The sequence below is a fragment of the Pseudomonas ekonensis genome, assembly GCF_019145435.1.
Taxonomy (GTDB): Bacteria; Pseudomonadota; Gammaproteobacteria; order Pseudomonadales; family Pseudomonadaceae; genus Aquipseudomonas; species Aquipseudomonas ekonensis.
In genome coordinates this window covers 1,956,915-1,982,857 of record NZ_JAHSTS010000002.1, presented here as the reverse complement: position 1 = coordinate 1,982,857, position 25,943 = coordinate 1,956,915, and the positions used below count along the sequence as shown (strand labels likewise).

The 25,943-nt window shown below is 66.5% G+C and carries 23 protein-coding genes; 15 read left to right on the top strand and 8 right to left on the bottom strand.

Annotated elements, in window-relative coordinates:
• Positions 1-101: 101 nt before the first annotated feature.
• A complete protein-coding gene (cytX, locus tag KVG96_RS22065; protein ID WP_217893921.1) occupies positions 102-1,394 on the top strand; it encodes a putative hydroxymethylpyrimidine transporter CytX in 1,293 nt (430 codons plus the stop codon).
• Here cytX and KVG96_RS22060 read toward each other — a convergent pair.
• Entirely contained in the window at positions 1,363-2,109 is a 747-nt protein-coding gene (locus KVG96_RS22060) for an RsiV family protein (RefSeq protein WP_217893920.1), read from the bottom strand. The two genes, cytX and KVG96_RS22060, sit on opposite strands and share 32 nt — an antisense overlap.
• A gap of 227 nt (positions 2,110-2,336) precedes the next feature.
• Here KVG96_RS22060 and KVG96_RS22055 point away from each other — a divergent pair, with 227 nt between their 5' ends.
• From KVG96_RS22055 to KVG96_RS22015, 9 genes are all read left to right on the top strand, one after another.
• On the top strand, positions 2,337-2,954 hold the full coding sequence (locus KVG96_RS22055; RefSeq protein ID WP_217893919.1) for an NUDIX domain-containing protein: 618 nt from the start codon (positions 2,337-2,339) through the stop codon (positions 2,952-2,954).
• Positions 2,945-3,397 (top strand): DUF1249 domain-containing protein, encoded by a 453-nt coding sequence (locus KVG96_RS22050; RefSeq protein ID WP_217893918.1) that lies wholly within the window; start codon positions 2,945-2,947, stop codon positions 3,395-3,397. Before KVG96_RS22055 ends, KVG96_RS22050 begins: the two co-directional genes overlap by 10 nt.
• A gap of 98 nt (positions 3,398-3,495) precedes the next feature.
• The gene (gene cpdA, locus KVG96_RS22045; RefSeq protein ID WP_217893917.1) at positions 3,496-4,311 is read left to right on the top strand and encodes a 3',5'-cyclic-AMP phosphodiesterase; all 816 of its coding nucleotides are present in this window, start codon (positions 3,496-3,498) and stop codon (positions 4,309-4,311) included.
• A gap of 193 nt (positions 4,312-4,504) precedes the next feature.
• Complete coding sequence (locus tag KVG96_RS22040; protein WP_217893916.1) at positions 4,505-5,113, top strand: YqiA/YcfP family alpha/beta fold hydrolase; 609 nt, start codon at positions 4,505-4,507, stop codon at positions 5,111-5,113.
• A 42-nt stretch (positions 5,114-5,155) separates the two neighbouring features.
• On the top strand, positions 5,156-7,063 hold the full coding sequence (gene parE, locus KVG96_RS22035; RefSeq protein WP_217893915.1) for a DNA topoisomerase IV subunit B: 1,908 nt from the start codon (positions 5,156-5,158) through the stop codon (positions 7,061-7,063).
• Complete coding sequence (locus KVG96_RS22030; RefSeq protein ID WP_217893914.1) at positions 7,063-8,064, top strand: esterase-like activity of phytase family protein; 1,002 nt, start codon at positions 7,063-7,065, stop codon at positions 8,062-8,064. Before parE ends, KVG96_RS22030 begins: the two co-directional genes overlap by 1 nt.
• Positions 8,061-8,585, top strand: a complete 525-nt coding sequence (locus KVG96_RS22025) for a retropepsin-like aspartic protease family protein (protein WP_085582932.1) — start codon at positions 8,061-8,063, stop codon at positions 8,583-8,585. Before KVG96_RS22030 ends, KVG96_RS22025 begins: the two co-directional genes overlap by 4 nt.
• A gap of 7 nt (positions 8,586-8,592) precedes the next feature.
• On the top strand, positions 8,593-10,848 hold the full coding sequence (gene parC, locus KVG96_RS22020; protein WP_217893913.1) for a DNA topoisomerase IV subunit A: 2,256 nt from the start codon (positions 8,593-8,595) through the stop codon (positions 10,846-10,848).
• A gap of 185 nt (positions 10,849-11,033) precedes the next feature.
• On the top strand, positions 11,034-11,747 hold the full coding sequence (locus KVG96_RS22015) for a PqiC family protein (protein ID WP_217893912.1): 714 nt from the start codon (positions 11,034-11,036) through the stop codon (positions 11,745-11,747).
• Positions 11,748-12,153: 406 nt separating this feature from the next.
• Here the strand turns inward: KVG96_RS22015 and KVG96_RS22010 are convergent, their stop codons facing one another.
• Positions 12,154-13,671, bottom strand: coding sequence for an AhpA/YtjB family protein (locus tag KVG96_RS22010; RefSeq protein ID WP_217893911.1), 1,518 nt, complete (start codon positions 13,669-13,671; stop codon positions 12,154-12,156).
• A 134-nt stretch (positions 13,672-13,805) separates the two neighbouring features.
• Between KVG96_RS22010 and serB the strand changes: the two genes are divergently transcribed.
• Positions 13,806-15,020: a phosphoserine phosphatase SerB gene (gene serB / locus KVG96_RS22005; protein ID WP_217893910.1), complete on the top strand. Its 1,215-nt coding sequence runs from the start codon at positions 13,806-13,808 to the stop codon at positions 15,018-15,020.
• 54 nt (positions 15,021-15,074) lie between these two features.
• Here the strand turns inward: serB and KVG96_RS22000 are convergent, their stop codons facing one another.
• The 4 genes from KVG96_RS22000 to KVG96_RS21985 form a co-directional block, all read right to left on the bottom strand.
• On the bottom strand, positions 15,075-16,829 hold the full coding sequence (locus tag KVG96_RS22000; protein WP_217893909.1) for a cyclic-di-GMP receptor FimW-related protein: 1,755 nt from the start codon (positions 16,827-16,829) through the stop codon (positions 15,075-15,077).
• A 157-nt stretch (positions 16,830-16,986) separates the two neighbouring features.
• Positions 16,987-17,847: an archaetidylserine decarboxylase gene (asd, locus tag KVG96_RS21995; protein WP_217893908.1), complete on the bottom strand. Its 861-nt coding sequence runs from the start codon at positions 17,845-17,847 to the stop codon at positions 16,987-16,989.
• Positions 17,848-17,866: 19 nt separating this feature from the next.
• Complete coding sequence (rhdA, locus tag KVG96_RS21990; protein WP_217893907.1) at positions 17,867-18,682, bottom strand: thiosulfate sulfurtransferase; 816 nt, start codon at positions 18,680-18,682, stop codon at positions 17,867-17,869.
• Between the two features lie 39 nt (positions 18,683-18,721).
• Positions 18,722-20,260, bottom strand: coding sequence for an HDOD domain-containing protein (locus KVG96_RS21985; RefSeq protein WP_217893906.1), 1,539 nt, complete (start codon positions 20,258-20,260; stop codon positions 18,722-18,724).
• A gap of 166 nt (positions 20,261-20,426) precedes the next feature.
• On the opposite strand from KVG96_RS21985, the gene motA reads away from it, so the two are divergent.
• Positions 20,427-21,278, top strand: a complete 852-nt coding sequence (gene motA / locus KVG96_RS21980; protein ID WP_085582914.1) for a flagellar motor stator protein MotA — start codon at positions 20,427-20,429, stop codon at positions 21,276-21,278.
• A gap of 3 nt (positions 21,279-21,281) precedes the next feature.
• Positions 21,282-22,349 carry a flagellar motor protein MotB gene (gene motB, locus KVG96_RS21975; RefSeq protein ID WP_217893905.1) on the top strand — a complete coding sequence of 356 codons (1,068 nt, stop codon included), beginning with the start codon at positions 21,282-21,284 and terminating at the stop codon, positions 22,347-22,349.
• A 48-nt stretch (positions 22,350-22,397) separates the two neighbouring features.
• Here motB and rsgA read toward each other — a convergent pair whose 3' ends face one another.
• Positions 22,398-23,429, bottom strand: a complete 1,032-nt coding sequence (rsgA, locus tag KVG96_RS21970) for a small ribosomal subunit biogenesis GTPase RsgA (RefSeq protein WP_217893904.1) — start codon at positions 23,427-23,429, stop codon at positions 22,398-22,400.
• A 110-nt stretch (positions 23,430-23,539) separates the two neighbouring features.
• Here rsgA and orn point away from each other — a divergent pair, with 110 nt between their 5' ends.
• Both orn and KVG96_RS21960 read left to right on the top strand, forming a co-directional pair.
• Complete coding sequence (orn, locus tag KVG96_RS21965; RefSeq protein WP_217893903.1) at positions 23,540-24,082, top strand: oligoribonuclease; 543 nt, start codon at positions 23,540-23,542, stop codon at positions 24,080-24,082.
• A 157-nt stretch (positions 24,083-24,239) separates the two neighbouring features.
• Positions 24,240-24,851 (top strand): trimeric intracellular cation channel family protein, encoded by a 612-nt coding sequence (locus KVG96_RS21960; RefSeq protein WP_085582906.1) that lies wholly within the window; start codon positions 24,240-24,242, stop codon positions 24,849-24,851.
• A gap of 7 nt (positions 24,852-24,858) precedes the next feature.
• Here KVG96_RS21960 and queG read toward each other — a convergent pair whose 3' ends face one another.
• Positions 24,859-25,923, bottom strand: coding sequence for a tRNA epoxyqueuosine(34) reductase QueG (queG, locus tag KVG96_RS21955; protein WP_217893902.1), 1,065 nt, complete (start codon positions 25,921-25,923; stop codon positions 24,859-24,861).
• Positions 25,924-25,943: the final 20 nt, after the last annotated feature.

Below are 25,943 nucleotides of genomic sequence, written 5' to 3'. Positions count from 1 at the left end.
GGCAAGCTACAAGCTGCAAGTTGGAAGCAGATGCAGAACCTGCTTTTACTTGCAGCTTGTAGCTCGCAACTTGAAGCTATCAATCCTCTGAGATAACACCCTTGAGCATTCAACCCAGCACCTATTCCCCCGACCTCGCCGTGCCCGCCGACAAGCGCGTGTTCGGCGGCCGTGATCTGTTTTCCCTGTGGTTCTCCCTCGGCATCGGCCTGATGGTGCTGCAGACCGGCGCGCTGCTGGCGCCGGGCCTGGGCCTGTCGGGCTCGTTGCTGGCGATCTTCCTCGGCACGCTGGCAGGCGTCCTGCTGCTGGCCGCCGTCGGCGTGATCGGCAGCGACACCGGCCTGTCGTCGATGGCCGCGCTCAAGCTCAGCCTCGGCCGCCAGGGCGCGAGCCTGCCGGCGCTGCTCAACCTGCTGCAACTGATCGGTTGGGGCTCGTTCGAGATCATCGTCATGCGCGACGCCGCCAGCCTGCTCGGCACCCGTGCGTTCAGCGAAGGTTCGCCGTGGGCCGACCCGGTGCTGTGGACGCTGTTCTTCGGTGCGCTGGCAACCTTGCTGGCGGTGAGCGGGCCGTTGACCTTCGTGCGCAAGATCCTGCGCAAGTGGGGCATCTGGCTGCTGCTGGCCGCGTGCGTCTGGCTGACCTGGAACCTGTTCGCCAAGGCCGACCTGGCAGCACTGTGGGCGCATTCGGGCGACGGTTCGATGCCGTTCGCCGTGGGCTTCGACATCGCCATCGCCATGCCGCTGTCGTGGCTGCCGCTGATCGCCGACTACTCGCGTTTCGGCAAGCGGGCGAAGAGCGTGTTCGGCGGCACCGCCATCGGTTTCTTCATCGGCAATTTCTGGCTGATGAGCCTGGGCGTGGCCTACACCCTGGCGTTCGCGCCGAGCGGTGAAGTCAACGCGCTGCTGCTGGCGTTGGCCGGGGCGGGGCTGGGGATTCCGCTGCTGCTGATCCTTTTGGACGAGTCGGAGAACGCCTTCGCCGACATCCACTCGGCGGCGGTGTCCAGCGGGATCCTGCTGCGGCTGAAGGTGGAGCATCTGGCGCTGGCCATCGGCGTGGTCTGCACCCTGATCGCGCTGCTGGCGCCGCTGGCCCAGTACCAGAACTTCCTGCTGCTGATCGGCTCGGTGTTCGCGCCGCTGTTCGGCGTGGTGCTGGTGGATCACTTCATCCTGCGCAAGCGCAGCGGCCAGACCGCTTCAGCCGCGCTGCGCTGGCCGGCGCTGCTGGCCTGGCTGGGCGGCATCAGCACCTACCACCTGCTGGCCAACCTGTATCCGGACGTGGGCGCGACCCTGCCGGCGCTGGTGCTGGCAGGGCTGTTGCAACTCGTGCTCGGCCGGGCCTTCAGTTACGGCCGGGAAACAGCTCAGGCTTGAGGATGCCGTTCAGGCGCGGGTAGGGGATCTTCAGTTCGACGTGGCCCAGGGCGTAAGGCGCGATGGTGGTCACGTCGTACTTGAGGATGACGCCGCCGTAGGTCAGCGCCACGTTCGGGGTCTTCACGAACGGCCAGTTCTTCACGAAATCCGCTTCCTGATCGAGCTTGGTGCTGATCAGCCAACTGTTGTGCGCCACTTGCGCAGCCTTCCAGAACGCCTCTTCCTGGCCCGGCAGCAGCATGTCGGAAAGGGTCAGCACCTTGTGCTGCTGGCGCGAATAGTTGATGAAGCCGCGTCCCGGCGTGCCGTGGGCGCCGCCGGTGTCGAGGTAGCTCGACAGTTCGACGATCACCAGTCCGTCATGCTGCTCGCGTACCTTGGCCTGCAGGTAGCTGCTGTTGCGCGGGCCGGCGTCGCGCAGGAACTGCTCGCGGTAGGCCGCCAGGGTCGGCGCGCCCGATGCGCCCGGTTCGGTGCGGGTCATCTGCAGCAGGCGTTTTTCGATGATGCCGTCCAGCGCAGGCTCTGCCGGGAAGCGCAGGGTGTCGATGTTCACCAGCGGGCAGTCGGCGTTGGCGCAGCCGGGCTTGAGCTGTTCGGACGCGTCGCGGACGGTTTCCAGCGGCGTGCGGTAGTTGGGCTGGAACAGGCTGGCGCAGGCGCCCAGGGTCAGGGCGACGGCAGCCACGGAAGCGATTTTGAAAAGCGACATGGACGTCCTTTCGAAAGCAGGGGAAGGCGAAAAAGTTACGGCTTCGACTCTCAACGGAGCAGTCAGTTCGCCACTAAGCTAATTAGAGTGGGTTTCGCCTCCACCGTCCATCCCGCTGACGGTAAAGGGGCTGCATCAAACGGTGCGGGCGCGTTAGGATGGCGCGACGTCGAGGTTGCAAGTCTCAAGGGGAACCTCGCATTGGATCTGCAGTAAAGAGGACGCTCATGACCGATTTTGCCAACGCCATTCCGACCGCCGTCGACATCGTGCGCCGCGAGCAGTGCTACAAGGGCTTTTACCGGCTCGACCGGCTGCACTTGCGCCATGAACTGTTCGCCGGCGGCATGAGCCGCGAGATCGACCGCGAGCTGTTCGTGCGCCACGACGCCGTGTGCATGCTGCCTTACGATCCGCAGCGCGATGAAGTGGTGCTGATCGAACAGTTCCGCATCGGCGCGCTGGACAAGGCCGTCAACCCTTGGCTGGTGGAACTGGTCGCCGGCCTGATCGACAAGGACGAACAGCCGGAAGAGGTCGCCCGCCGCGAGGCCCAGGAAGAGGCCGGGCTGGACATCAAGGCCCTCTGGCCGATGACCCGCTACTTTCCCTCGCCGGGCGGCAGCGACGAATTCGTCCACCTGTACCTGGGGCGCTGCAGCACCGAAGGCGTCGGCGGCCTGCACGGGCTGGTCGAGGAGGCCGAGGACATCCGCGTCACGGTCTGGGCCTTCGAAGATGCCTTGCAGGCCGTGCGCGACGGTCGCATCGCCAACGCGGCGAGCATCATCGCGTTGCAGTGGCTGGCGCTGAACCGCGCCGAAGTGAGGGGGCTATGGTCGTAAACCTGCTGCGCGACCGCTACCGGGTCGATCTCGCAGGGCTGCAGGCCGCCTGCGAGGCGAACTACGCGCGCCTGATGCGCCTGCTGCCGGACATGCGCAGCGAGCCTCAGGCGCGGCGCATCGCCATGACCCAGGGCGACCAGATGCTCGGCGTGCTGACCCTCGAAGTGCTGCAGGCCTGCCCGTACACCACGACCCTGCAGGTGCGCCAGGAACACAGCCTGCCGTGGCTGCCGGTGCCGCAGCTGGAGGTGCAGGTCTACCACGACGCGCGCATGGCCGAAGTCATCAGCGCCGAGCACTCGCGGCGCTTTCGCGGCATCTATCCTTATCCGAACGCGGCCATGCACCAGCCGGACGAAAAGGCCCAGCTCAATCTGTTCCTCGGTGAGTGGCTGAGCCATTGCCTGGCCTGCGGCCACGAGTACGCGGCGGTCCGATAGCGGCGAGTTGTGAACTGCGTCCGGTTCGCCGGTTTCCCCTTTTGCCGATCCCCCAGCATAATTGCCGCACCCTTTGTGATTCCGCCTGGGAGAACGCCTTGCCGAGCGTATCCACGTTGACCACCGCCGATGCGGCGTTGCTGGTGCAGTTGTCCGACAGCCATCTGTTTGCCGAAGCGGACGGCACCCTGCTGGGCATGAACACCCGCGACAGCCTGCAGCAGGTCATCGAACTCGTGCTCGGCCAGCAGCCGCGGATCGACCTGATGATCGCCACCGGCGACCTGTCCCAGGACGGCACGCTGGAGTCCTACCAGGCGTTTCGCCGCATGGCGGCGCAGATCGACGCCCCTTCGCGGTGGATCCCCGGCAACCACGACGAACCGCAGGTCATGGCCGAGGCGGCCGTGCAGAGCGCATTGCTTGAGCCTGTGGTGGACATCGGCAACTGGCGGGTGACGCTGCTCGACTCGGCGGTGCCCGGCTCGGTGCCGGGGTACTTGCAGGACGAACAGTTGCAACTGCTCGCCCGCGCCCTGAGCGAGGCGCCCGAGCGCCATCATCTGGTGTGCTTCCATCATCACCCGGTGCCCATCGGGTGCGCGTGGATGGCGCCGATCGGCTTGCGCAACCCCGAGGCGTTCTTCGAGGTGCTGGACCGCTTTCCCCAGGTACGGGCGGTGCTGTGGGGGCACGTGCACCAGGAGATCGACCGCGAGCGCAACGGCGTGCGGCTGATCGCCTCGCCCTCGACCTGCATCCAGTTCGAGCCGGGCAGCGACGACTTCAAGGTCGGCGAACAGGCGCCGGGCTACCGCTGGCTGCGGCTGCTGCCGGACGGGCGGCTGGAGACCGGTGTGGAACGCGTGACCGGGTTCGACTTCACCATCGACTACGGCTCCAACGGCTACTGAGCCCCTGTGGCGGGGGCGCGTGCTCCCGCCGGGCGGCGCAGCAGACCCGATTTCTTCGCCGGCTCGCCTCGTCAGGTTGCGGCCGCTGCGCATCCGGCGGGAGCACGCGCCCTCGCCACAGGGTTTTTGCTTATGCCCAGCCCCTGACTCCCTGTAGACTCCGCATTTCTTCGCCGACGCCCAGGGAGCTCAAATGTCCGGTTCGATCCTCTACATCCACGGTTTCAACAGCGCTCCGGCCTCGAAAAAGGCCTGTCAGCTGGTCGAAGTGATGGAGCGGCTGGGCCTGGGCGGCCAATTGCGGGTTCCGGCGCTGCATCACCATCCCCGCGAAGCCATCGGTCAGCTGGAACAGGCGATCGCCGAGCTGGGCCGGCCGCTGCTGGTGGGAAGTTCGCTCGGCGGCTACTATGCGACTCACTTGGCCGAGCGCCATGGCCTGAAAGCCTTGCTGGTCAACCCGGCCGTCAGCCCGCACCGGATGTTCGACGGGTTCCTGGGCACGCAGAAAAACCTGTACACCGACGAAACCTGGGAGCTGACCCACGACCACGTCACGGCCCTGGCCGAACTGGAAGTGCCGGCGCCCCAGGATCCGCAGCGCTACCAGGTGTGGCTGCAGACCGGCGACGAAACGCTGGACTATCGCCACGCCCAGCGGTATTACCGGGCCTGTGCGTTGCGCATCCAGGCCGGCGGCGACCACGGCTATCAAGGTTTTGCCGCGCAATTGCCGGCGCTGCTCGGGTTTGCCGGCATCGGCGCCGATATGTATCAGGCAATCGATTTCACCGCACTGTGAAGCCTTGCCCCATTTTCACTGAATCACTGACGACGAGACCCTATGGCCACTCCCAGCGCTAGCTCCTATAACGCCGACGCCATCGAAGTCCTCTCGGGCCTCGACCCGGTGCGCAAGCGCCCCGGCATGTACACCGACACCAGTCGGCCGAACCACCTCGCCCAGGAAGTCATCGACAACAGCGTCGACGAAGCCCTGGCCGGCCACGCCAAGTCGGTGCAGGTCATCCTCCACCCCGACCACTCGCTGGAGGTCTGCGACGACGGCCGCGGCATGCCGGTGGACATCCACCCGGAAGAGGGCGTGTCGGGCGTCGAGCTGATCCTCACCAAGCTCCACGCCGGCGGCAAGTTCTCCAACAAGAACTACCAGTTCTCCGGCGGCCTGCACGGCGTGGGCATCTCGGTGGTCAACGCCCTGTCGACCGAAGTCCGCGTGCGGGTCAAGCGCGACGGCAACGAATACCAGATGACGTTCAAGGACGGCTTCAAGGCCTCCGAGCTTGAGATCGTCGGCACCGTCGGCAAGCGCAACACCGGCACCAGCGTATTCTTCTCGCCGGATCCGAAGTATTTCGATTCCGCCAAGTTCTCCATCAGCCGCCTCAAGCACGTGCTCAAGGCCAAGGCCGTCCTGTGCCCGGGCCTGTCGGTGACCTTTGAGGACAAGAGCACCGGCGAGAAGGTCGAGTGGCACTACGAAGACGGCCTGCGCTCCTACCTGGTGGACGCGGTCAGCGAATTCGAACGCCTGCCCAACGAGCCGTTCTGCGGCAGCCTGGCCGGCAACAAGGAAGCCGTGGACTGGGCGCTGCTGTGGCTGCCCGAGGGCGGCGACGCGGTGCAGGAAAGCTACGTCAACCTGATCCCCACGGCCCAGGGCGGCACCCACGTCAACGGCCTGCGCCAGGGCCTGCTCGATGCGATGCGCGAGTTCTGCGAATTCCGCAGCCTGCTGCCGCGCGGCGTGAAGCTGGCGCCGGAAGACGTCTGGGAACGCATCGCTTTCGTGCTGTCGATGAAGATGCAGGAGCCGCAGTTCTCCGGCCAGACCAAGGAGCGCCTGTCGTCCCGCGAGGCGGCGGCGTTCGTCTCCGGCGTGGTCAAGGACGCGTTCAGCCTGTGGCTCAACGCCAACCCGGAGACCGGCCTGGCCCTGGCGGAGCTGGCGATCAACAACGCCGGCCGCCGCCTGAAGGCGAGCAAGAAGGTCGAGCGCAAGCGCATCACCCAGGGCCCGGCGCTGCCGGGCAAGCTGGCGGACTGCGCAGGCCAGGATCCGATGCGCTCCGAACTGTTCCTGGTGGAGGGCGACTCCGCCGGCGGCTCGGCCAAGCAGGCGCGGGACAAGGAATTCCAGGCGATCCTGCCGCTGCGCGGCAAGATCCTCAACACCTGGGAAGTCGACGGCAGCGAAGTGCTGGCCAGCCAGGAAGTGCACAACATCGCGGTGGCCATCGGTGTCGATCCCGGCGCCGAGGACATGAGCCAGCTGCGCTACGGCAAGATCTGCATCCTCGCCGACGCCGACTCCGACGGCCTGCACATCGCGACTTTGCTGTGCGCACTGTTCGTCCAGCATTTCCGCCCGCTGGTGGATGCCGGCCACGTCTATGTCGCGATGCCGCCGCTGTTCCGCATCGACCTGGGCAAAGAGATCTACTACGCCCTGGACGAAGCCGAGCGCGACGGCATCCTCGACCGCTTTGTGGCCGAGAAGAAGCGCGGCAAACCGCAGGTCACCCGATTCAAGGGCCTGGGCGAGATGAACCCGCCGCAGCTGCGTGAAACCACCATGGATCCGAACACCCGGCGCCTGGTGCAGCTGACGCTGGGCGAAGACTTCGCCCAGACCTCGGAAATCATGGACATGCTGCTGGCGAAGAAGCGCGCCGGCGACCGCAAGACCTGGCTGGAGTCCAAGGGCAACCTCGCCGAGGTGCAGGCCTGATGCGGCTTGGCGGGGCCCTGGCGGCCGCATGGCTGCTGGTTTCGGCGTTCGCTGCGGCGCCTGCGGCGGCCGAACCGGCGCCGCAGCTGCGGCTGCTGGCCGAGCATCCGGTCGAAGGCATGCGCGGCGGCAACCTGTCGGGGCTCGCGCTGTGCGGCAACGAGCTGTGGACCGTGTCGGACCGTGACGATGACCGGATCTACCGCCTCGACACCCGCGACCCGGTCTGGCGCGCCGAAACCGTGCGCATCGATCCGCCGCCGGTGCCGGACAGCGGCTTGCCGTGGGGCATCAGTTCGCGCACCTGGGCGGCTTCGTTCGTGCGCGGCGGCGACCTGGACTTCGAAGGCATCGCCTGCGACGGCGCGGGCAACCGCTACATCGTCAGCGAGGCCCATGCGGCGGTGCTGCAAGTGCCGGCGCAAGGGCCGGCCGCGTGGCTGAAGATCTCGCCGCTGCTGGTGCGCGAAGCCCGGGCCAGCGGCATGCTGCTGCACTTCAACGCCTTGTTCGAAGGGTTGGCGATCAACCCGGCGGGCGACCGGATGTGGCTGGCCGCCGAGCGCGAGCGCCGGGGGCTGCTGCGGATCCAGCGCCGGCAGACGGTGTGGGACTGCGACGGCGGCTGCGTGCTGCTCAGCGAAGCCGGCGTCGAGATGCAGCCGCCGCAGTTTCCCAAGGCCCGGGCGGTCACCCGTGACTTCGCCGACCTGTCGCTGTTCGACGGCAAGCTGTTCACCCTGGAGCGCAATGCGTTCCAGATCTGCCGGCGCGACCTGGAGACGGCCAAGGTCGAACGCTGCTGGTCGTTCGCCGAGGACGCCTTGCAGGAAAAACGCCGTTATCCGCAGCCCTACGGGCTGGCGGAGGCGCTGGTGATCGACGCCCAGGGCGCCTGGATCGGCCTCGACAACAACGACGGCGCCCGCGCCGACGGCGAGAAGCGCCCGATCGTCTGGCGCTTTGCCGCCCCTGACGGCGGCTGGAGCGCCAAGCCATGAGCCCGCAGCCGCCGGGCAAGCGCGCCGGCCGGGTGATGATGATCCTGGCCTGGTGCGCGGCGCTGTTTCTGGCCACGCGCTTCTTCGGCCAGTGGGAAGAGCGTCAGCAGAACCCCAACGTGGTGGTCAGCTCGGAACAGGGCGACGGCTACATCGAGGTGAAGCTGGCCGGCAATGCCCAGGGGCATTTCGTCGCCAGCGGCCAGATCAACGGTCAGACGGTGGAGTTCATGCTCGACACCGGCGCGACCGACGTGTCGATCCCGGCGGACCTGGCCGCGCGCCTGAAACTGGAAGAGGGGTTCGGCGTGACCCTGAGCACGGCCAACGGCCTGAGCCAGGGCTACCGTACCCGGATCGACCGCCTGCAACTGGGCGACATCGTGCTGCGGGACGTCCGTGCACTGGTGGCGCCCGGCCTGCACGGCGAACAGGTGCTGCTCGGCATGAGCGCCCTGAACAAACTTGAATTCACCCAGCGCGGCGGCACCATGCTGCTGCGCCAGACAACGAACCGATGAGGCCCGCATGAGCGACTCCCTTGATCTCAGCCTGGACGGTGTGGAACGCCGGTCGCTGGCTGACTTCACCGAAAATGCCTACCTCAACTACTCCATGTACGTGATCATGGACCGTGCCCTGCCGCATATCGGCGACGGCCTGAAGCCCGTGCAGCGGCGTATCGTCTACGCCATGAGCGAGCTGGGGCTGGATGCCGACGCCAAGCACAAGAAGTCGGCGCGCACCGTCGGCGACGTGCTCGGCAAGTTCCACCCCCACGGCGACTCGGCGTGCTACGAAGCGATGGTGCTGATGGCCCAGCCGTTCAGCTACCGCTACACGCTGGTGGACGGCCAGGGCAACTGGGGTGCGCCGGACGATCCGAAGTCCTTCGCCGCCATGCGCTACACCGAAGCCCGGCTGTCGCGCTACTCCGAAGTGCTGCTCAGCGAGCTGGGCCAGGGCACGGCGGACTGGGGCCCGAACTTCGACGGCACCCTGCAGGAACCGCTGGTGCTGCCGGCACGCTTGCCGAACATCCTGCTCAACGGCACCACCGGCATCGCCGTGGGCATGGCCACCGACGTGCCGCCGCACAACCTGCGCGAAGTCGCCAGCGCCTGCGTGCGCCTGCTCGACGAGCCGAAGGCCACGGTCGAGCAGCTCTGCGAGCACATCCAGGGCCCGGACTACCCGACCGAAGCGGAAATCATCACGCCGCGCGCCGACCTGGTGAAGATGTACGAGACCGGCAAGGGCTCGGTGCGCATGCGCGCCGTGTACCACGTCGAGGACGGCGACATCGTCATCACCGCGCTGCCGCACCAGGTCTCCGGGGCCAAGGTGCTGGAGCAGATCGCCGCGCTGATGCAGGCCAAGCCGTCGAAGGCGCCGCAGATCGCCGATCTGCGCGACGAGTCCGACCACGAGAACCCGTGCCGCATCGTGATCATCCCGGTCAACAGCCGCGTCGATCATGAGGCGCTGATGCAGCACCTGTTCGCCAGCACCGAGCTGGAGTCGACCTACCGGGTCAACGTCAACATCATCGGCCTGGACGGCAGGCCGCAACTGAAAAACCTGCGCGCGCTGCTGGTGGAATGGCTGGAATTCCGCGTGCAGACCGTCCGTCGCCGCCTGCAGTTCCGCCTCGACAAAGTCGAGCGCCGCCTGCACCTGTTGGACGGTTTGCTGATCGCCTACCTCAACCTGGATGAAGTGATCCACATCATCCGCACCGAGGACCAGCCCAAGGCCAAACTGATCGAGCGTTTCGCGTTGAGCGAAATCCAGGCCGACTACATCCTCGACACCCGCCTGCGCCAGTTGGCGCGGCTGGAAGAGATGAAGCTGCGCGACGAGCAGGACGAACTGCTCAAGGAACAGGCCAAGCTGCAAGCCCTGCTGGGCAGCGAAGCCAAACTGAAGAAACTGGTGCGCAGCGAACTGCTCAAGGACGCCGAGACCTACGGCGACGACCGTCGCTCGCCGATCGTCGAGCGCGCCGAGGCCAAGGCGCTGACCGAGCACGACCTGCTGCCGAACGAGAAAGTGACCGTCGTCCTGTCGGAAAAGGGCTGGATCCGCTCGGCCAAGGGCCACGAGATCGACGCCACCGGCCTGTCGTACAAGGCCGGCGACGGCTTCAAGACCTCGGCGGCGGGGCGCTCCAACCAGTTCGCCGTGTTCATCGACTCCACCGGCCGCAGCTACTCGGTGGCCGCGCACACCCTGCCGTCGGCCCGGGGCCAGGGCGAGCCGCTGACCGGCCGTCTGACGCCGCCGCCCGGCGCCACCTTCGAATGCGTGCTGATGCCTGACGACGATGCGATGTACGTGATCGCGTCCGACGCCGGCTACGGTTTCGTGGTCAAGGGCGAGGACCTGCAGGCCAAGAACAAGGCCGGCAAGGCCCTGCTGAGCCTGCCGAACAACGCCAAGGTGATCGCGCCGCGCCCGGTGGCCGACCGCGAGCAGAACTGGCTGGCGTCGGTGACGACCGAGGGTCGCCTGCTGATCTTCAAGATCAGCGATCTGCCACAATTGGGTAAGGGCAAGGGCAACAAGATCATCGGCATTCCCGGTGAGCGCGTGGCCAGCCGCGAAGAATACGTCACGGACATCGCCGTCCTTCCTGAAGGCGCCACCTTGGTGCTGCAGGCCGGAAAACGGACCTTGTCGCTGAAGGCCGACGACCTCGAACACTACAAGGGTGAGCGCGGCCGGCGGGGCAACAAGTTGCCGCGTGGCTTCCAGCGGGTGGATGCGCTGCTCGTCGAATAACTCAATGAGGCGTCCCAGAGCGCCCGATCCACGATTTAACGCGTGGATCGACGCTTTGGCGCTGGAGTCGGAACGCATATTCACGGATGATATGGCCTTTCAAGCGCCGGCGTGGCCGCGCGTTCTTCATGTTTATTGAGTATTTTCACTGTGGTCAGCCTTGTGGCGGCCACCTGGACGGGACGATGACTGCTCTGCGCCTTCCTCTAATTTTGTTGCTCGCCGGCGTTCTCGGCCTGGCGGGCTGCAGCGTTCACCAACCGGTGTCGCTGTATCAGCTGGACAGCGGAAGTCCGGCTCAGCCTGCGCAAAGCGCGGGCATGGCGGTTTTGCTGGGCCCTGTGGTGGTCGCCGACTACCTGCAACGCGAAACCCTGTTGCAGCGCCAGCCCGACGGCAGCCTGCAGGCCTCCGCCGACGGCCGCTGGGCCGGCAGCCTTTCGTCGGATATCGACCAGTTGCTGCTGCGCCAGGTCGCCGGCCATCTGGACAGCCAGCGTGTGGTGCTGGCGCCCGCCACCCAGGGTTTCACCCCGGACGTACAGGTGCTGCTGACCATCACCCGGCTGGACTCCGGCACTTCGCAGCCGGCGATCCTCGATGCGCAATGGCGTCTGCTCGACCGCCGTGGCCAGGTGCGGGACAACCGCATCGTCCACCTGCAAGAGCTGCACGCCGGCAGCACCGCCTCGCAGGTCCAGGCCCAGGGCATCTTGCTGCAGCGCTTGGCGGAGCAGTTGTCGGTGGCGCTCAAGCCGCTGGCCAACCAGCCTCCGGTGGCGGAAGTGCCGCGCAAACCGGCCCCCAAACCGGCAGCGCCGGCGGCGGAAGCCGAAAAGCAGCCGAAGATCCCGATGGCTTCGCCGATCCGCACCGACATGGAAGTGTTCCGCTTCTGAGGTCGCACCGGTCCAGGAAAAAGCCCGCCATGTGCGGGCTTTTTCTCGCCTGTCGGTTCAGTTCTGATGACGCCGCAATTCCCTGTAGGAGCCAGCCTGCTGGCGATAGCGGCGGATCAGTCTCCACAGATGTCGGCTGAACCGGCCTCATCGCTTGCAGGCAAGCTCCCACAGGTTTTGGAGTGGCCGCAGATTCTGCATACGCCCGGGATCCTTGTCCGGGATACCTGTGGGAGCTGGCTTGCCAGCGATGGCGGAGGGGCAGGCGCCGGAGAGGTCGGCAGTGTAGGCCTCTTCGCTGGCAAGTCGAGTCGTCGCACCGCAGCTCCCACAGGTTTTGTGGGGGGCAACAAAAAGCCCGCAGGCAATGACTTGCCTGCGGGCTTTTGCGCATCGGGCCTGAGGTTTACGCCCGGCGTTCGTGCATCCGCGCCAGTTGCCGCTCCAGCATCGACGGGTAAGGCTCCATCAGCCGCTCCACGCAGCAGGCGCCTTCGGGGCTGGCGATCGGGCGGATCCGTGCGCGCTGGCGGATCAGCGCGTCATCGCTGATCTTGCGCTCCACCAGCAGCAGGTTGCGGCTGTGCTGCGACAGGGCCAAGGCGTCCTGGGCCGAGTCGGTCAGCAGCAGGTCGATCTGACTCAGGCCGAACAGCTCGTCGCCCAGGGTCAGGCCCAACTGCAATTGCAGGGTGATGCCGCTGTCGGCCACTTCGATCTGCAACTGATGGCTCAAGGCCCGCAGCAGTTCGCCGCAGCAGATGGCGTTGGTCAGGTAGTCGTCGCCGCTGTCCTCGGTGTGGAACAGCATCAGGGTGCTGCCGTCGTTCAGGGTTTCGATCTCGCCCTGATACAGGGAAGCGGCCTGGTCCAGGCAATCGCGGTAGCGGTCGAGCAGTTCCTCCAGGCGGGCCCGGGGCAGGCGGCGCAGTTGCTCCTGCGAACCCAGCTGCACCGCCAGCACCGCGCTGTGCTGGGGCACGCTCGGCGTGGCCTTGCGGGCGGCCGGCTGGGCCGAACCGTTCAGCGAGTCGTCGCGCAGGTCGGCGAACGGGTCTTCGTCGTCCTCGTCGTCTTCCACCGTGCTGACCACCTGCCGGGGCGCCGGCTTGCGGGCCTCCACCGGGCGGCTTTCGTCGAAGCTCGGGTCGCGCAGGTTGCGCACCTCGAAGGCCGGGTCGACGTCATCGTCCTCGAACTCGGGTTCCGGCTCGGGCGGTGGCGCCACCGGCTCCGGGGCGAAGTTGGCGTGCAGCTGGCGGGCCAGGTCGCCGATCTCGTCCTGGCGGTCGGTGCCCGGGGTGTATTCGTCGATGTTGCGCAGCCAGACGCGCAACTGCAGCAGCGGCGTGGACAGGTGACGGCCCAGGCGCAGGCTCAGGGCCAGCGACAGCGCCAGCAGGATCGCGCTGAGGATGCCCATGCTCTGCAGGCTGATGGTCATCGGCTGCTGGAACTGATCCATGTCCAGGCTGATGCGCAGCTGGCCGGCGGTCACGTCCTGGAAGGTGATCTTGCTCTGGTACATGCCCTCGGCTTCGCCCAGCAGGCCGTGCTTGGGCCGCTGGCCGGACTCTGCGAGGATGCGGTTGTCCACGCTGTAGATGGCGGCGTGGGCCACCAGCTTGTTCTTGGTCAGGTTGTTGAGCAGCACGTTGAGGCTGAGGATGTCGTTGGACACCAGCAGCTCGGTGGCGGAGGTGGCGGTCTGCGTGGTCAGGCTCTCGCCCAGGGCGTCGGCCTGCTCGTGCATGGCCTGCTTGAACTGCAAGCCCATCACGCAGGCGTAGATCACCAGGGCCAGGGCGACCAGGATCACGTTATGGCTGGCGATGCGCAATGCGATCGGCACACGGCGGTGGCGCAGCGCACGGAAGATCAGCAGGAAGAAGTTGTCGGTTTTTACTGGCGTGGGCCGGTTCACTGAGCTCGGCTCTTTTGTCCGTGAAGTTGACGCGCAGTATAGCGACAGGCCCCAGACCGGCAAAGCGCCTGCGGTGCCCGATGGTCACTGAAAATGGGTAGAATGCGGTTTTTTTCCAGTTGCGGGGGTGCGCGTTGCGCGAAATCGTCCTGATTAACATCACAGGGTCCGACCGTCCGGGTCTGACCGCGGCCATTACCGGCGTTCTGGCCCAGGGTGGCGTTAACATCCTCGACATCGGTCAGGCGGTGATCCACGACACCCTGTCGTTCGGCATCCTGGTCGAGATCCCCGACAGCGAACAGGGCAAGTCCGTGCTCAAGGACATCCTGTTCAAGGGCTACGAGCTGGACCAGCAGGTGCGTTTCACCCCGGTGTCCGAAGCGGACTACCAGCAGTGGGTGGGCAACCAGGGCAAGCAGCGCCACATCGTCACCCTGCTGACCCGCAAGGTGACCGCCGGCCAGTTGCAGGCCGTGAGCTCGATCACCGCCAAGTACGGCCTGAACATCGACCACATCGACCGCCTGTCCGGGCGCATGCCGCTGGACACCCCGGACGACAAGGGCAAGGGCTGCATCGAGTTCTCCGTGCGCGGCGAGGCGGCCGACCCACAGGCGCTGCGCGCCGAGTTCCTCAGCGTGGCGCAGGCGCTGAACGTCGACATCGCCTTCCAGGAAGACTCGCTGTTCCGCCGCAACCGCCGTCTGGCGGTGTTCGACATGGACTCGACGCTGATCGAGGCCGAAGTCATCGATGAGCTGGCCAAGGCCGCCGGCGTCGGCGACCAGGTGTCGGCGATCACCGAGCGGGCGATGGCCGGCGAGCTGGACTTCCGGGCAAGCTTCAAGGAGCGCCTGGCGCTGCTCAAGGGCCTGGACGTCAGCGTGCTGGACGCCATCGGCGCCTCGCTGCGCCTGACCGAGGGCGCCGAAACCCTGTTCGCCGAGCTCAAGCGCCTGGGCTACAAGACCGCGATCCTGTCCGGCGGCTTCACCTACTTCGCCAAGCAACTGCAGGCCAAGCTCGGCATCGACTACGTGTTCGCCAACGAACTGCAAGTGGTCGACGGCAAGTGCACGGGCGTGGCGGTCGAGCCGATCGTCGACGCCCAGCGCAAGGCCGACCTGCTCAAGGAACTGGCGCACAAGGAAGGCCTGCGCCTGGAGCAGACCATCGCGGTGGGCGACGGCGCCAACGACCTGCCGATGCTGGCCATCGCCGGCCTGGGCGTGGCGTTCCGGGCCAAGCCGCTGGTCAAGCAGTCGGCCAAGCAGGCGATTTCCACCCTGGGCCTGGACGGCGTGCTGTACCTGTTGGGTTTCCGCGACCGCGACGGGCAGCTCTGACGGGTACGCTGCCCGCAAGGGCTTGTGGCAAGGGAGGTTGCTCCCTTGCCATCTTCACAGCGACTTCCACAACGAATCGAATTCCTCCTCGCTCCCGCCGTTCTGCGCGGCCTCCAGCGAGCGGTAGGCGAACTGGTTGAAGCTGTGGGTGCTGGCCACCCGCCGGTCCAACCCTGCGCGGTGCTCTTGCCCCAGCGTATTGATCAGCACCTTGTTGCCCTCCTGAAACGGCAGGCGCGGCGCCAGCAGCGTCGCCGGCAGGTCGATCGCGCTGATCTGCGGCAGCAGCAGGCCGCGCAGGTAATGGCTGTGGTCGTCCCGGGTGCGCACCAGTTGCAGCCCGCAGGGCTGGGCATGGGGCGCCACCAGTTCGATGCCCATCTGCGTGCCGCCGTCGCGCACCTGGCGGATCCAGCGCACTACGGCGATGCTCCAGCCCTGGTTCGCGCTGTCCTGGATGCCGACCATTTCGCCTGCCTGCAATTCGGCGGGCACTTCCTTGGGCCATGCCAGGCAATAGCCGCCGGGGCTGTGGTTGATCACCGGCAAGGCGTAGGTCGGGTAATGCGGCGGGTTGTCGGCGTCGTCACTGTCGTCGGCCAGCGGTTCGTAGCTGATTTCCTCATACGGCAGCAATCCGTCGGACGGGCTCTGGGGCGCCGCATCGAAGGCCTGGCTCCAGCTGTCCTTTTCGCTCCTGGCCACCGCCTGGCTGAAGTTCGCCGTGCGGGCGCCGGGATGCCTGAGCAACTCGCTGAACGTGCGCTCACCCCCTAAATAGAAATGCAGCGCACTCATGCCGATGCACACGGTCAGGTTGCCCTGACCGACGGTGCGCTGGAAGCTGCGTTCGGCCGTCTGCCCCCAAGTGGCGTGCAGGTGCTGCAGGCTGTCGTGGCTCAGGCCCGACGGCACCGGCAGCGGGTTCGGCGTGTCCTGGTGCAGCAGGTGGGCTTCGATGGCGTCCACCAGGGGCTGCGGGTCGAAGCCGAGCAGGCCGGCCTGCTGCTCGCTGCGGAACATGCTGCGGTAGCGCGGTCCTGTGTCGAGTTCGGCCGAGGCGGCGAACAGGCCGTCGCCCGTCACCCCGGGATGCAACTTCAGCCAGGCGGTCCACGGCTCCAGCACTTCCCCGAGCCGGGCGATCTGGTTCTGGCGCAGTTGGTTGCAGCGGGCGCTGCCCAGCAGCAGGGCGGCGATGTAGGTCTGTTCGACGCTCAGCTCCGCCGTGAGGCTGGCCAGGTCGTCGCGCACCCGCCGATGCTGCAGCTGCAGCCAGGCAGCGGTGTGGAACAGCTGGTGCAGCTCGAACCACAGGCCCTCCGGAGCCGGGCTGTAGAGTTGCGTGGCGCGCAGCAGTTGGCCCTTGAGCGCATGGGTGGCCCGTTGCAGCGCGGCGCTGAGCAGGGCGGCGCGAGGGTTGGCGTATTTCGGCGCGATCCGCAGGACGATCTGTTTGTAGCCGGTCGCCAACTGGCCCTGGAGGGCCTGGCACAGGTTGCTGATCTTGCGTGAGCGGTCGTCGAGCATGATCGCCTGGTGCAGGAAGTGCCGCTCCAGGTGCTGGCAGACGAAATACACCTCAGGGCGCAGCAGCTCCAGCAGTTGCAGGCGGTTGTCGCTGGGGGTGAGCAACTGGTTGAGTTCGCCCAGCCCCTGGTAGAGCTGGCGCGCGGTCTCGCCGATGTTGGCCTTGGGCAGGGCGGCGATCCAGCGCTTGAGGTCGCGTGGGGCGGGGTCGCAGAAGGTCAGGCGCAATTGGGTCGGGACAGGGGCCTGCAACTGCGGTTGGAGTCGAGGTTCGCTCATGCCGTGACGGCCTCCGGCGGCGAATGGGGCAATGCCCAGAACTCTAGCAGTTGTGCTCTGCTTCGCCGGTTTGCGGAAGGTTTTTTGCGTTCGGAAGGCGGGAAGGCAAGGTGCGCCGCGCCCCTTCGCAACGGTGCGAAAGGGCGCGGCGTCAGGCTCAGGCGTTCGGCAGGGCGAGGGCCTGGCCCATCTGCACCGCAGAACCGGCGGACAGGGATTCGACCCACTTCACCTGGTCCGGGCCGAACAGCACGATCGCGGTGGAACCCAGCTTGAAGCGCCCCAGTTCCGCACCTTTTTCCAGGTGGATCGGCGCACGGGCGGCTTCGTCGTAGCGGAAGGTCTTCAGTTCGCGCTTGGGCGGGGTCACCAGACCGGCCCAGACGGTTTCGATCGACGCGACGATCATCGCGCCCACCAGCACCACGGCCATCGGTCCGCGCTCGGTGTCGAAGATGCACGCCACGCGCTCGTTGCGGGCGAACAGCTCAGGCACGTTCTCGGCGGTGGTCTGGTTGACCGAGAAGATGCGCCCGGGGATGTAGACCATCTCGCGCAGGGTGCCGGCCAGCGGCATGTGCACGCGGTGGTAGTCCTTCGGCGACAGGTAGATGGTGGCGAAATCGCCGCCCATGAACGGCGCGGCGTTGGCCGCGTCGCCGCCCAGCAGCTCCAGCACGCTGAAGTTGTGGCCCTTGGCCTGGAACACGCGGCCGTGCTCGATCGGGCCGAGCTGGCTGACGGCGCCGTCGGCAGGGCTGAGGACCGCGCCCGGCGTCGTGTCCAGCGGACGCGCGCCGTCCTTCAGGGCCCGGGTGAAGAAGGCGTTGAAGTGCTCGTAGGCCGTCACGTCCTCCACCAGCGCCTGGGACATGTCCACCTGGTAACGCTTGGCGAACCAGGTGGTGAAGGCATTCTTGAGCCAGCGTACGCGGCACTCGGCGATGCAGCCGGCCAGGCGCGACAGCAGGTGGTGGGGCAGCAGGTACTGGCTGAGGATGAACAAACGCTCTTTCATTGACTGTCCTTAAAAACCTTTAAAGCTCGACGGGCGTGTCGGGGTGGTTGCCCCATTCGCCCCAGGAACCGGCGTAGCCCTTGACCCGCGGATAACCGAGGGACTTGGCCACCAGATAAGTGAAGCCCGACCGGTGGTGGGTCTGGCAGTGGGTGATGATTTCTTTGTCCTTGGTGATGCCGAGGCCTTCGAGGATTTCCGGCATGTCGGTGCGGATGCGCAACTGGCGCGCCCGGTCCATGCCGGCGGTCCATTCGAAATTGACCGCGCCGGGGATGTGCCCGCCCTTGGCCGCCAGCACTTTCTCGCCGGAGTATTCCAGCGGCCCGCGGGCGTCCCAGATCGCCAGGTCGGCGGCGCCGAGGCGGCTTTGCAGGTACTCGCGGGTGGCGGTGGGCTCTTCGTGCAGGGTCAGGGGCACCGGGCCGCCGACCGCTTTGGGCACCTGGATCGACATCGGCGAGCCTTCCGCCAGCCAGGCCGGCAGGCCGCCGTCCAGGTAGTGGTAGTGGTGGTGGCCGATCACGTCGAGCATCCAGATGAAGCGCCCGGCCCAGCCGCCGCCTTCGTCGTCGTAGACCACGTAGACCGCATCCGGGCGGTGGCCCAGTTCGCCGAACAGTTCTTCGAGCTTGTCCCGGGACGGCAGCAGGCCCGGCGCCGGCAACTGGCCGAGCTGGGTGCGCTTGGGGTCGACGAAGCGTGCGCCGGGAATGTGCCCCTCGGCGTAGCGGGCAGGGCTGGTCAGATCCACCAGGATCAGGTTGGGGGCATCGAGGCGCGGGAGCAGGTCGCTCGGCTCGATCACCAGCGCCAGGCCAGAGAAGTCAGACATGTGAGGTCTCCAGAGCACAAAGGGAAACGATTGTAGCTGTCATTGGCTGCGGTGGCTAAAGCTGTGCAGGGCTTTCTCGATGCACTGCGCGGTTTTGCCGAAGGCCTGCACGGTGACGTCGGCGAACGGCCCGCCGCCCTGGTCGGCGACCACGATCATGATCACCCGGCCGTTGTTCACCAGCGAGCGCAGGAACAGGTGTTCGCCGCGGAACAGCGTGCGCAGCGCCGGCGGCAGCAGGGCGGAGAACTGCGCGTTGTTGTCCGGGGTGATGCGCACCTGGGCCTGCTGCGCGAGCAGGCGCTGCAGCACGGTGCTCTGGCTGACCGCAAAATTCAGCGCGGCGGCCTCCGGCGGCAGCCCGGCCGTCTGGTGCACGCGCAGGTTGGAATGGGTGCGGTCGGCCATCAGGATCATCACCCGGCGCATGCCGCTGGCCACCAGGGCGTCGCGGGCGGCGATGGTCAGGTGCATGGCGTTGGTGAAGCGGCTTGGCTCGGCCAGCAGCTCGGCGCATTGCCGGCGCCATTTGGCCAGCTCTTCGGCGCTGGGGGCGGCGGGCGGCAGCAGTCCGGCCGGGACGCGGCGGGTGCCCCACGGCCAGAGCAGCGACACGGCGGGGTGCCACAGGTCCGGCATGAAATGCTGGCGCGCGCTGTTGGCGGCCTGCTGGTGCAGTTGTTGCTGCACCTCGTCCATGGGGATCTGCAGGTAGAGGCTGGTCAGGTACTGCCAGCGCTCGCTGTGGGGGCAGTCCCAGGCCTGCTGCGCCGACAGCGCCAGGCCATTGGCCAGCAGCACCGTGTTGGCCGGCTGGTTGAGCCAGTGGCGCAGGGTCGGGTCGTCGTCGAGGCGGTTCTGCTGGCGCAGCGGATGCTCGCTGTCGCGGGCGATGCGCAGCACCTTGACCAGTTCGCGCCGCTCGTTGAGCAGCAGCCGGTAGCCCTGCTGCACCCAGATCGGCAGACGCCAGGCATCGACCAGCGCCTGGCCGATCTTCAGCAGGCGCACGCCGAACAGTTGCCGCTCCACGTTGCGGGCCGATTCGCCCTTGTGGATCACCCGCAGTTCCCATTCTTCAAGCAGTTTGGGGTGGGTCAGCGCCAGGGGCCACAGCGGCGACAGGAACAGCAGGCTGCCCCAGTGGATGTCCTGCCACAGCCGCGCCAGGCGGCCGGCGAAGAAGCCGTTGGCCTGTTGCGTGGCGTGCTGGCTGATCATCTGCAGCTGGCGCAGGGCCTGGGGAATCTGCCCGTCGGGCTCGGCGGGCAGGCGCGCAAGCAGTTCTTCGGTGCGGGCCAGGCCCAGGCGGTTGATGGCGACTTCGAGGTTCTCCGCCGGCTCCGCCATGCTGCCCTGGGTGTGGCGGTTGGCTTCGCGGATGATGCTCAGGGCCAGCGCGGGGCTGTCCTGCATCAGGTTGGCGATGTCGCGCAGCGAGCTGCGGTTGTCGCGGATCGCCCGGCAGACGCGGTCGTGGGCCGACTGCGGCACCGGCAGGCGGACGCCGTCGAGCAGCTTGACCCAACCGTCGAGGGTATTCGGTGTTGCGTGTGGGACGTTCGTTTCATTAGCCATGTCGGGACGGGATCTTGATCTGCAAAAGACGCGCCCGGCATGGGCTAAATTGGCTTTTCGCCTGAACTGCCTATAGTCTGGCGCAGTTTTGCCGATAAGTAGAAGAAGAGATTTTTTAACTTCCGAATATGACCTTGAACCCGACTTAAACAAGTACTTTCTATCTATGGCTAAAATTATCGGCATCATCGTCGTATTCGCGAGCGTGCTCGGCGGATACGTGCTTTCCCACGGCAAGATCGCGGCCCTGATCCAGCCCTTCGAGGTGATGATCATCGGCGGCGCGGCCCTCGGCGCCTTCCTTCAGGCCAACCCCGGCTACATGACGATGCACGTGTTCAAGAAAGCCTTGGGCATGTTCAGTTCGCGCTTCAGCCACACTTTCTACCTGGAAGTGCTGGGCCTGATCTACGAGATCCTCAACAAGAGCCGCCGCGAAGGCATGATGGCCATCGAAGGCGACATCGAAGACGCCGCCGCGAGCCCGATCTTCGCCAAGTACCCGGCCGTGCTCAAAGACGAGCGCATGACCGCGTTCATCTGCGACTACCTGCGCATCATGTCCTCCGGCAACATGGCCCCGCACGAGCTCGAAGGCCTGTTCGACATGGAACTGTTCAGCCTCAAGGAAGAACTGGAGCACCCGTCCCACGCGGTCAACGGCATCGCCGACGGCATGCCCGGCTTCGGTATCGTCGCGGCGGTACTGGGTATCGTGGTGACCATGGCCTCCCTGGGCGAAGGCGACCAGAAATCCATCGGCCTGCACGTGGGTGCGGCGCTGGTCGGTACCTTCTTCGGTATTCTCGCGGCCTACGGCTTCTTCGGCCCGCTGGCCCATTCCCTGGCCCATGACGCCAAGGAAGAGCTGAACGTCTACGAAGCCATCAAGGCCTCGCTGGTGGCTTCGGCTTCCGGCATGCCGCCGTCGCTGGCCGTGGAGTTCGGCCGCAAGGTCCTGTACCCGGCGCACCGTCCGAGCTTCGCCGAGCTGGAACAAGCGGTTCGCGGTCGTTAAGCCATGGAAAACAACCAGCCGATAATCATCAAGCGCGTCAAGCGCTACGGTGGCGGACATCACGGCGGCGCCTGGAAAATCGCCTTCGCCGACTTCGCCACGGCGATGATGGCGTTCTTCCTGGTGCTGTGGCTGCTGTCCACCGCCACCCCCGAACAGAAGATCGCTATCGCCGGTTACTTCAAGGATCCGGTCGGCTTCTCCGAAAGCGGTACGCCGTACATCATCGACCTGGGCGGCACGCCGACCCTGGCGCCGGAAAACACCCTCAACCCTGAGGTGAAGTCGCAGCCGCAGCCGGACAAGGTCACGGTCGACACCGAGCAGGTCGAGGGCATGGCCGAGCAGGTCGAGAAGGAACGCCTGGAGCTGTTGCTGCAGGAACTGCAGAACAAGGTCGAAGAGAACCCGCAGCTGCAGAAGTTCAAGGATCAGATCCTGTTCGAGATCACCCCGAACGGCTTGCGCATCCAGATCATGGACGCCGAGAACCGGCCGATGTTCGACTCGGGCTCTGCGCGCCTGAAGCCGTACTTCGAAGACATCCTGCTGGCCATGGCCGACACCATCAAAGCGGTGCCGAACAAGATCAGCATCAGCGGCCACACCGACGCCAAGCCTTACGTGGGCAACGGCGACTTCGGCAACTGGGAGCTGTCGGCCAACCGCGCCAACGCCGCCCGGCGTGCCCTGGTGGCGGGCAGCTATCCGGAGTCGCAGGTGGCGCGGGTGGTGGGTTATGCCTCGTCGGCGCTGTTCGACAAGGAAAACCCGTTCAACCCGGTCAACCGCCGCATCGACATCGTGGTGCTGACCAAGAAGGCCCAGGCCGCCATCGAAGGCTCCCAGGGCGCCGACCCGGCGAAACCGGCCGACGGCCAGGAAGGCGCCGCACCGGCCACCCCGGCCGATCCGAACGCCTTGCCGGCGGATCAGCAACCGGTGGCGCCGCACGAGTTGCGCGAACGGCTGAACCTGTTCGACGACCCGCTGCCGAAACCGACCGAGCCGGGCGCCCATGCGCCGGCTCCGGCACCGGCGGCGCCCGCCGCGCCTGCGCCGAAGCAGTGACCCACAAAAAAGCCGCGATGGTCTCGCGGCTTTTTTGTGTCCGGCGGTTCAGTAGCCGTTGTCGGGCAGGCTGGCGATGATCGAGCGGTAGCTGTTCATCCGCTGCTGCTGGATGCGCCCGTCTTCCAGGGCCTTGAGCAAGGCGCAGCCGGGTTCGCGGTCGTGCTTGCAGTCGCGGAAGCGGCAGGTGCCGAGCAGGTCTTCGAACTCGATGAAGCCGGCCTCTACGTCGGCGCGGCTGACGTGGCCCAGGCCGAATTCGCGGATGCCCGGCGAGTCGATCAGCTCACCGCCGCCGGGGAAGTGGAACAGGCGCGCGGTGGTGGTGGTGTGGGTGCCCTGGCCGGACCATTCCGACAACGGGCCCACGCGGGTCTCCACCTCCGGCAGCAGGCTGTTGACCAGCGACGACTTGCCGACGCCGGACTGGCCGACGAACACGCTGATGCGGCCGTCGAGCAACTGCTGCAGCTGCTCCATGCCGTTGCCGTGGTGCGCCGAGACTTCCAGCACCGGATAGCCGAGGGTGCGGTAGACCGCCAGCAGCGCATTGAGCGCCGGGGCGTTCTGCTCGTCGATCAGGTCGAACTTGTTGAGCAGCAGCAGCGGGCGGATGCCGGCGTGCTCGGCCGCCACCAGGTAGCGGTCGATCAGGTTGGCGTGGGGTTCGGGCAGCGGGGCGAAGACGATGACGATCATGTCGACGTTGGCCGCCACCGGCTTGAGCTGGCCGCGGCTGTCCGGACGGCACAGCTCGGTGCTGCGCGGCAGTTGCGCGACGATCACGCCGATGCCCTGGTTGCCCGCGCGCCAGACCACCCGGTCGCCGGTCACCAGCGCCGGCAGGTTGGCGCGCAGGTAGCAGCGGAACACCTGGCCGGCCTGATCGCCGTCGGTCGCCTCGACCTCGACCTGCACACCGAAGTGGGCGATCACCAGGCCGTGCTGTTCCGGGCCCAGGTCGCCGCCCTCCAGGGCCTCGACGGCCGAGGACTCGCGTTTGGCGGCGCGGGCGGCGCGCTCGCCCTGAATCTTTTCGATGCGCCAGCTCTGGCGGCGGTTGAGTTGGCGTTTGGCCATGGGTGTTCCGTAATAAAAAGAATGCATCGAATGGGTAAAACGGCGGCGAGTTTAGCACGCCCGGCCACCCGCCTAGGCTAAACTGCGCACCATTGCTTAGGAGCCGAATCATGCAGAACCCGCAGAACCTGATCTGGATCGACCTGGAAATGACCGGTCTGAACCCGGACACCGACGTCATCATCGAAATGGCCACCATCGTCACCGACAGCGAACTGAACACCCTGGCCGAAGGCCCGGTGATCGCCATCCACCACAGCGACGACGTCCTCGCCCGTATGGACGAGTGGAACACCCGCACCCACGGCAACTCGGGCCTGACCCAGCGCGTGCGCGAAAGCCGCGTGAGCATGGCCGAGGCCGAAGCCGAAACCATCGCCTTCCTGGAGCAGTGGGTGCCGAAGGGCAAGTCGCCGATCTGCGGCAACAGCATCTGCCAGGACCGGCGCTTCCTGTTCGCCCACATGAAGTCGCTGGAAAGCTACTTCCACTACCGCAACCTCGACGTCTCCACCCTCAAGGAGCTGGCTGCGCGCTGGGCGCCGGACGTGCGCGACAGTTTCAAGAAAGGCAGCACCCACCTGGCCCTGGACGACATCCGCGAGTCCATCGCCGAGCTGCGCCACTACCGCGAGCACTTCATCAAGTTCTGAGCCGCCGCAGTCCCCGCAGGCGCGTCCTGCCTGAAAGGGCGCATGGGAGTGCTCCGCCCTCCGACGCAAGCAAGCTCCCTCGCCACGGCGCATCCGCCCCCTTCTGGTGCGGCCGCGAAATGGCTAGACTGCGCGCCTTCCTGCCAGGACCGCCACCATGCTGCTGATGCTCTACCTGATCGCCATCACCGCCGAAGCCATGACCGGCGCCCTGTCCGCCGGCCGACGCGGCATGGACTGGTTCGGCGTGGTGCTGATCGCCTGCGTCACGGCGCTCGGCGGCGGTTCGGTGCGCGACGTGCTGCTGGGGCACTATCCGCTGACCTGGGTGAAGCATCCCGAATACCTGGTGCTGACCTCGGCCGCCGCGATGCTCACCGTGTTCACCGCACGCTGGATGCGCCACCTGCGCTCACTGTTCCTGGTGCTCGACGCCGTCGGCCTGGTGGCGTTCACCCTGATCGGCTGCATGACCGCCCTGGAAATGGGCCACGGCATGCTGGTGGCTTCGGTCAGCGGCGTGATCACCGGGGTGTTCGGCGGCATCCTGCGGGACATCTTCTGCAACGACATCCCGCTGATCTTCCGGCGCGAACTGTACGCCAGCGTCTCGTTCGCCGCCGCGTGGTGCTACATGCTCTGCCTGTTCCTGAACGTACCGAGCGAACAGGCGATCCTGATCACCCTGTTCGGCGGTTTCCTGCTGCGGCTGCTGGCCATTCGTTTTCACTGGGAAATGCCGAAGTTCGTCTACAACGACGAGCATTGATCCGGCGCTACGCGACACCGTGCCGCTTCAAGGCCCACTCGACATGCTCGCGCACCAGTTCCGACGGATGGTCGCGGCGTGCCTTCAGCGCCTCCAGCACCGGAATGCTCGACGGCGCGTTGCCCAGACCCACCGCCAGGTTGCGCAGCCAGCGCTCGTAGCCGGCGCGGCGCAGCGGTGAGCCTTCGGTGCTGCTGAGGAAGGTGTCTTCGTCCCACAGGAACAGTTCGGCCAGTTCGGCGTTGTCCAGGTTGTGCCGTGGCTTGAAGTCGCTTTCCCCGGACGCGCGGGCGAAGCGGTTCCACGGGCAGACGATCTGGCAGTCGTCGCAGCCGAACACCCGGTTGCCGATCAGCGGCCGCAGGTCTTCGGGGATGGCGTTCTTAAGCTCGATGGTCAGGTAGGAAATGCAGCGCCGGGCGTCCAGCACATAGGGGCCGACGAAGGCGTTGGTCGGGCAGACGTCCAGGCAGGCGCTGCACCGGCCGCAGTGTTCGGTGGCGTGGGGCGGGTCGACCGGCAGCGGCAGGTCGACGAACAGTTCGCTGAGGAAGAAGTAACTGCCGGCCTTGCGGTTCAGGACCAGGGTGTTCTTGCCGATCCATCCCAGGCCGGCCTGTTCGGCGATGGCCTTCTCCAGCACCGGGGCGCTGTCGACGAAGGCGCGGAAGCCGAACGGGCCGATCTGTGCCTGGATCCGGTCCGCCAGCTGCTGCACGCGCTTGCGGATCAGCTTGTGGTAGTCGCGGCCCAGGGCGTAGCGGGAAATGTAGGCCTTTTCCGGTTGGGCGAGCCTCTGCGCCATGTGCGTGTCGCCCGGCAGGTAGTCCATGCGCAGGGAGACCACGCGCAGCGTGCCCGGCACTAGCTCTTCGGGGTGCGAGCGCTTGCTGCCGTGGGCGCCCATGTAGTCCATTTCGCCGTGGTAGCCGGCCGCGAGCCAGCGCTGCAGGTGTCCCTCATGCTCAGCCAGGTCCAGACCGCTGATGCCGACTTGCTGGAAGCCCAGCTCGCGGCCCCAGTCCTTGATGGATTGGGCCAGGGCGGGGAGGTCTGTGGTGATGGCGGACATGAGGCGAGAGAAACCGGAAC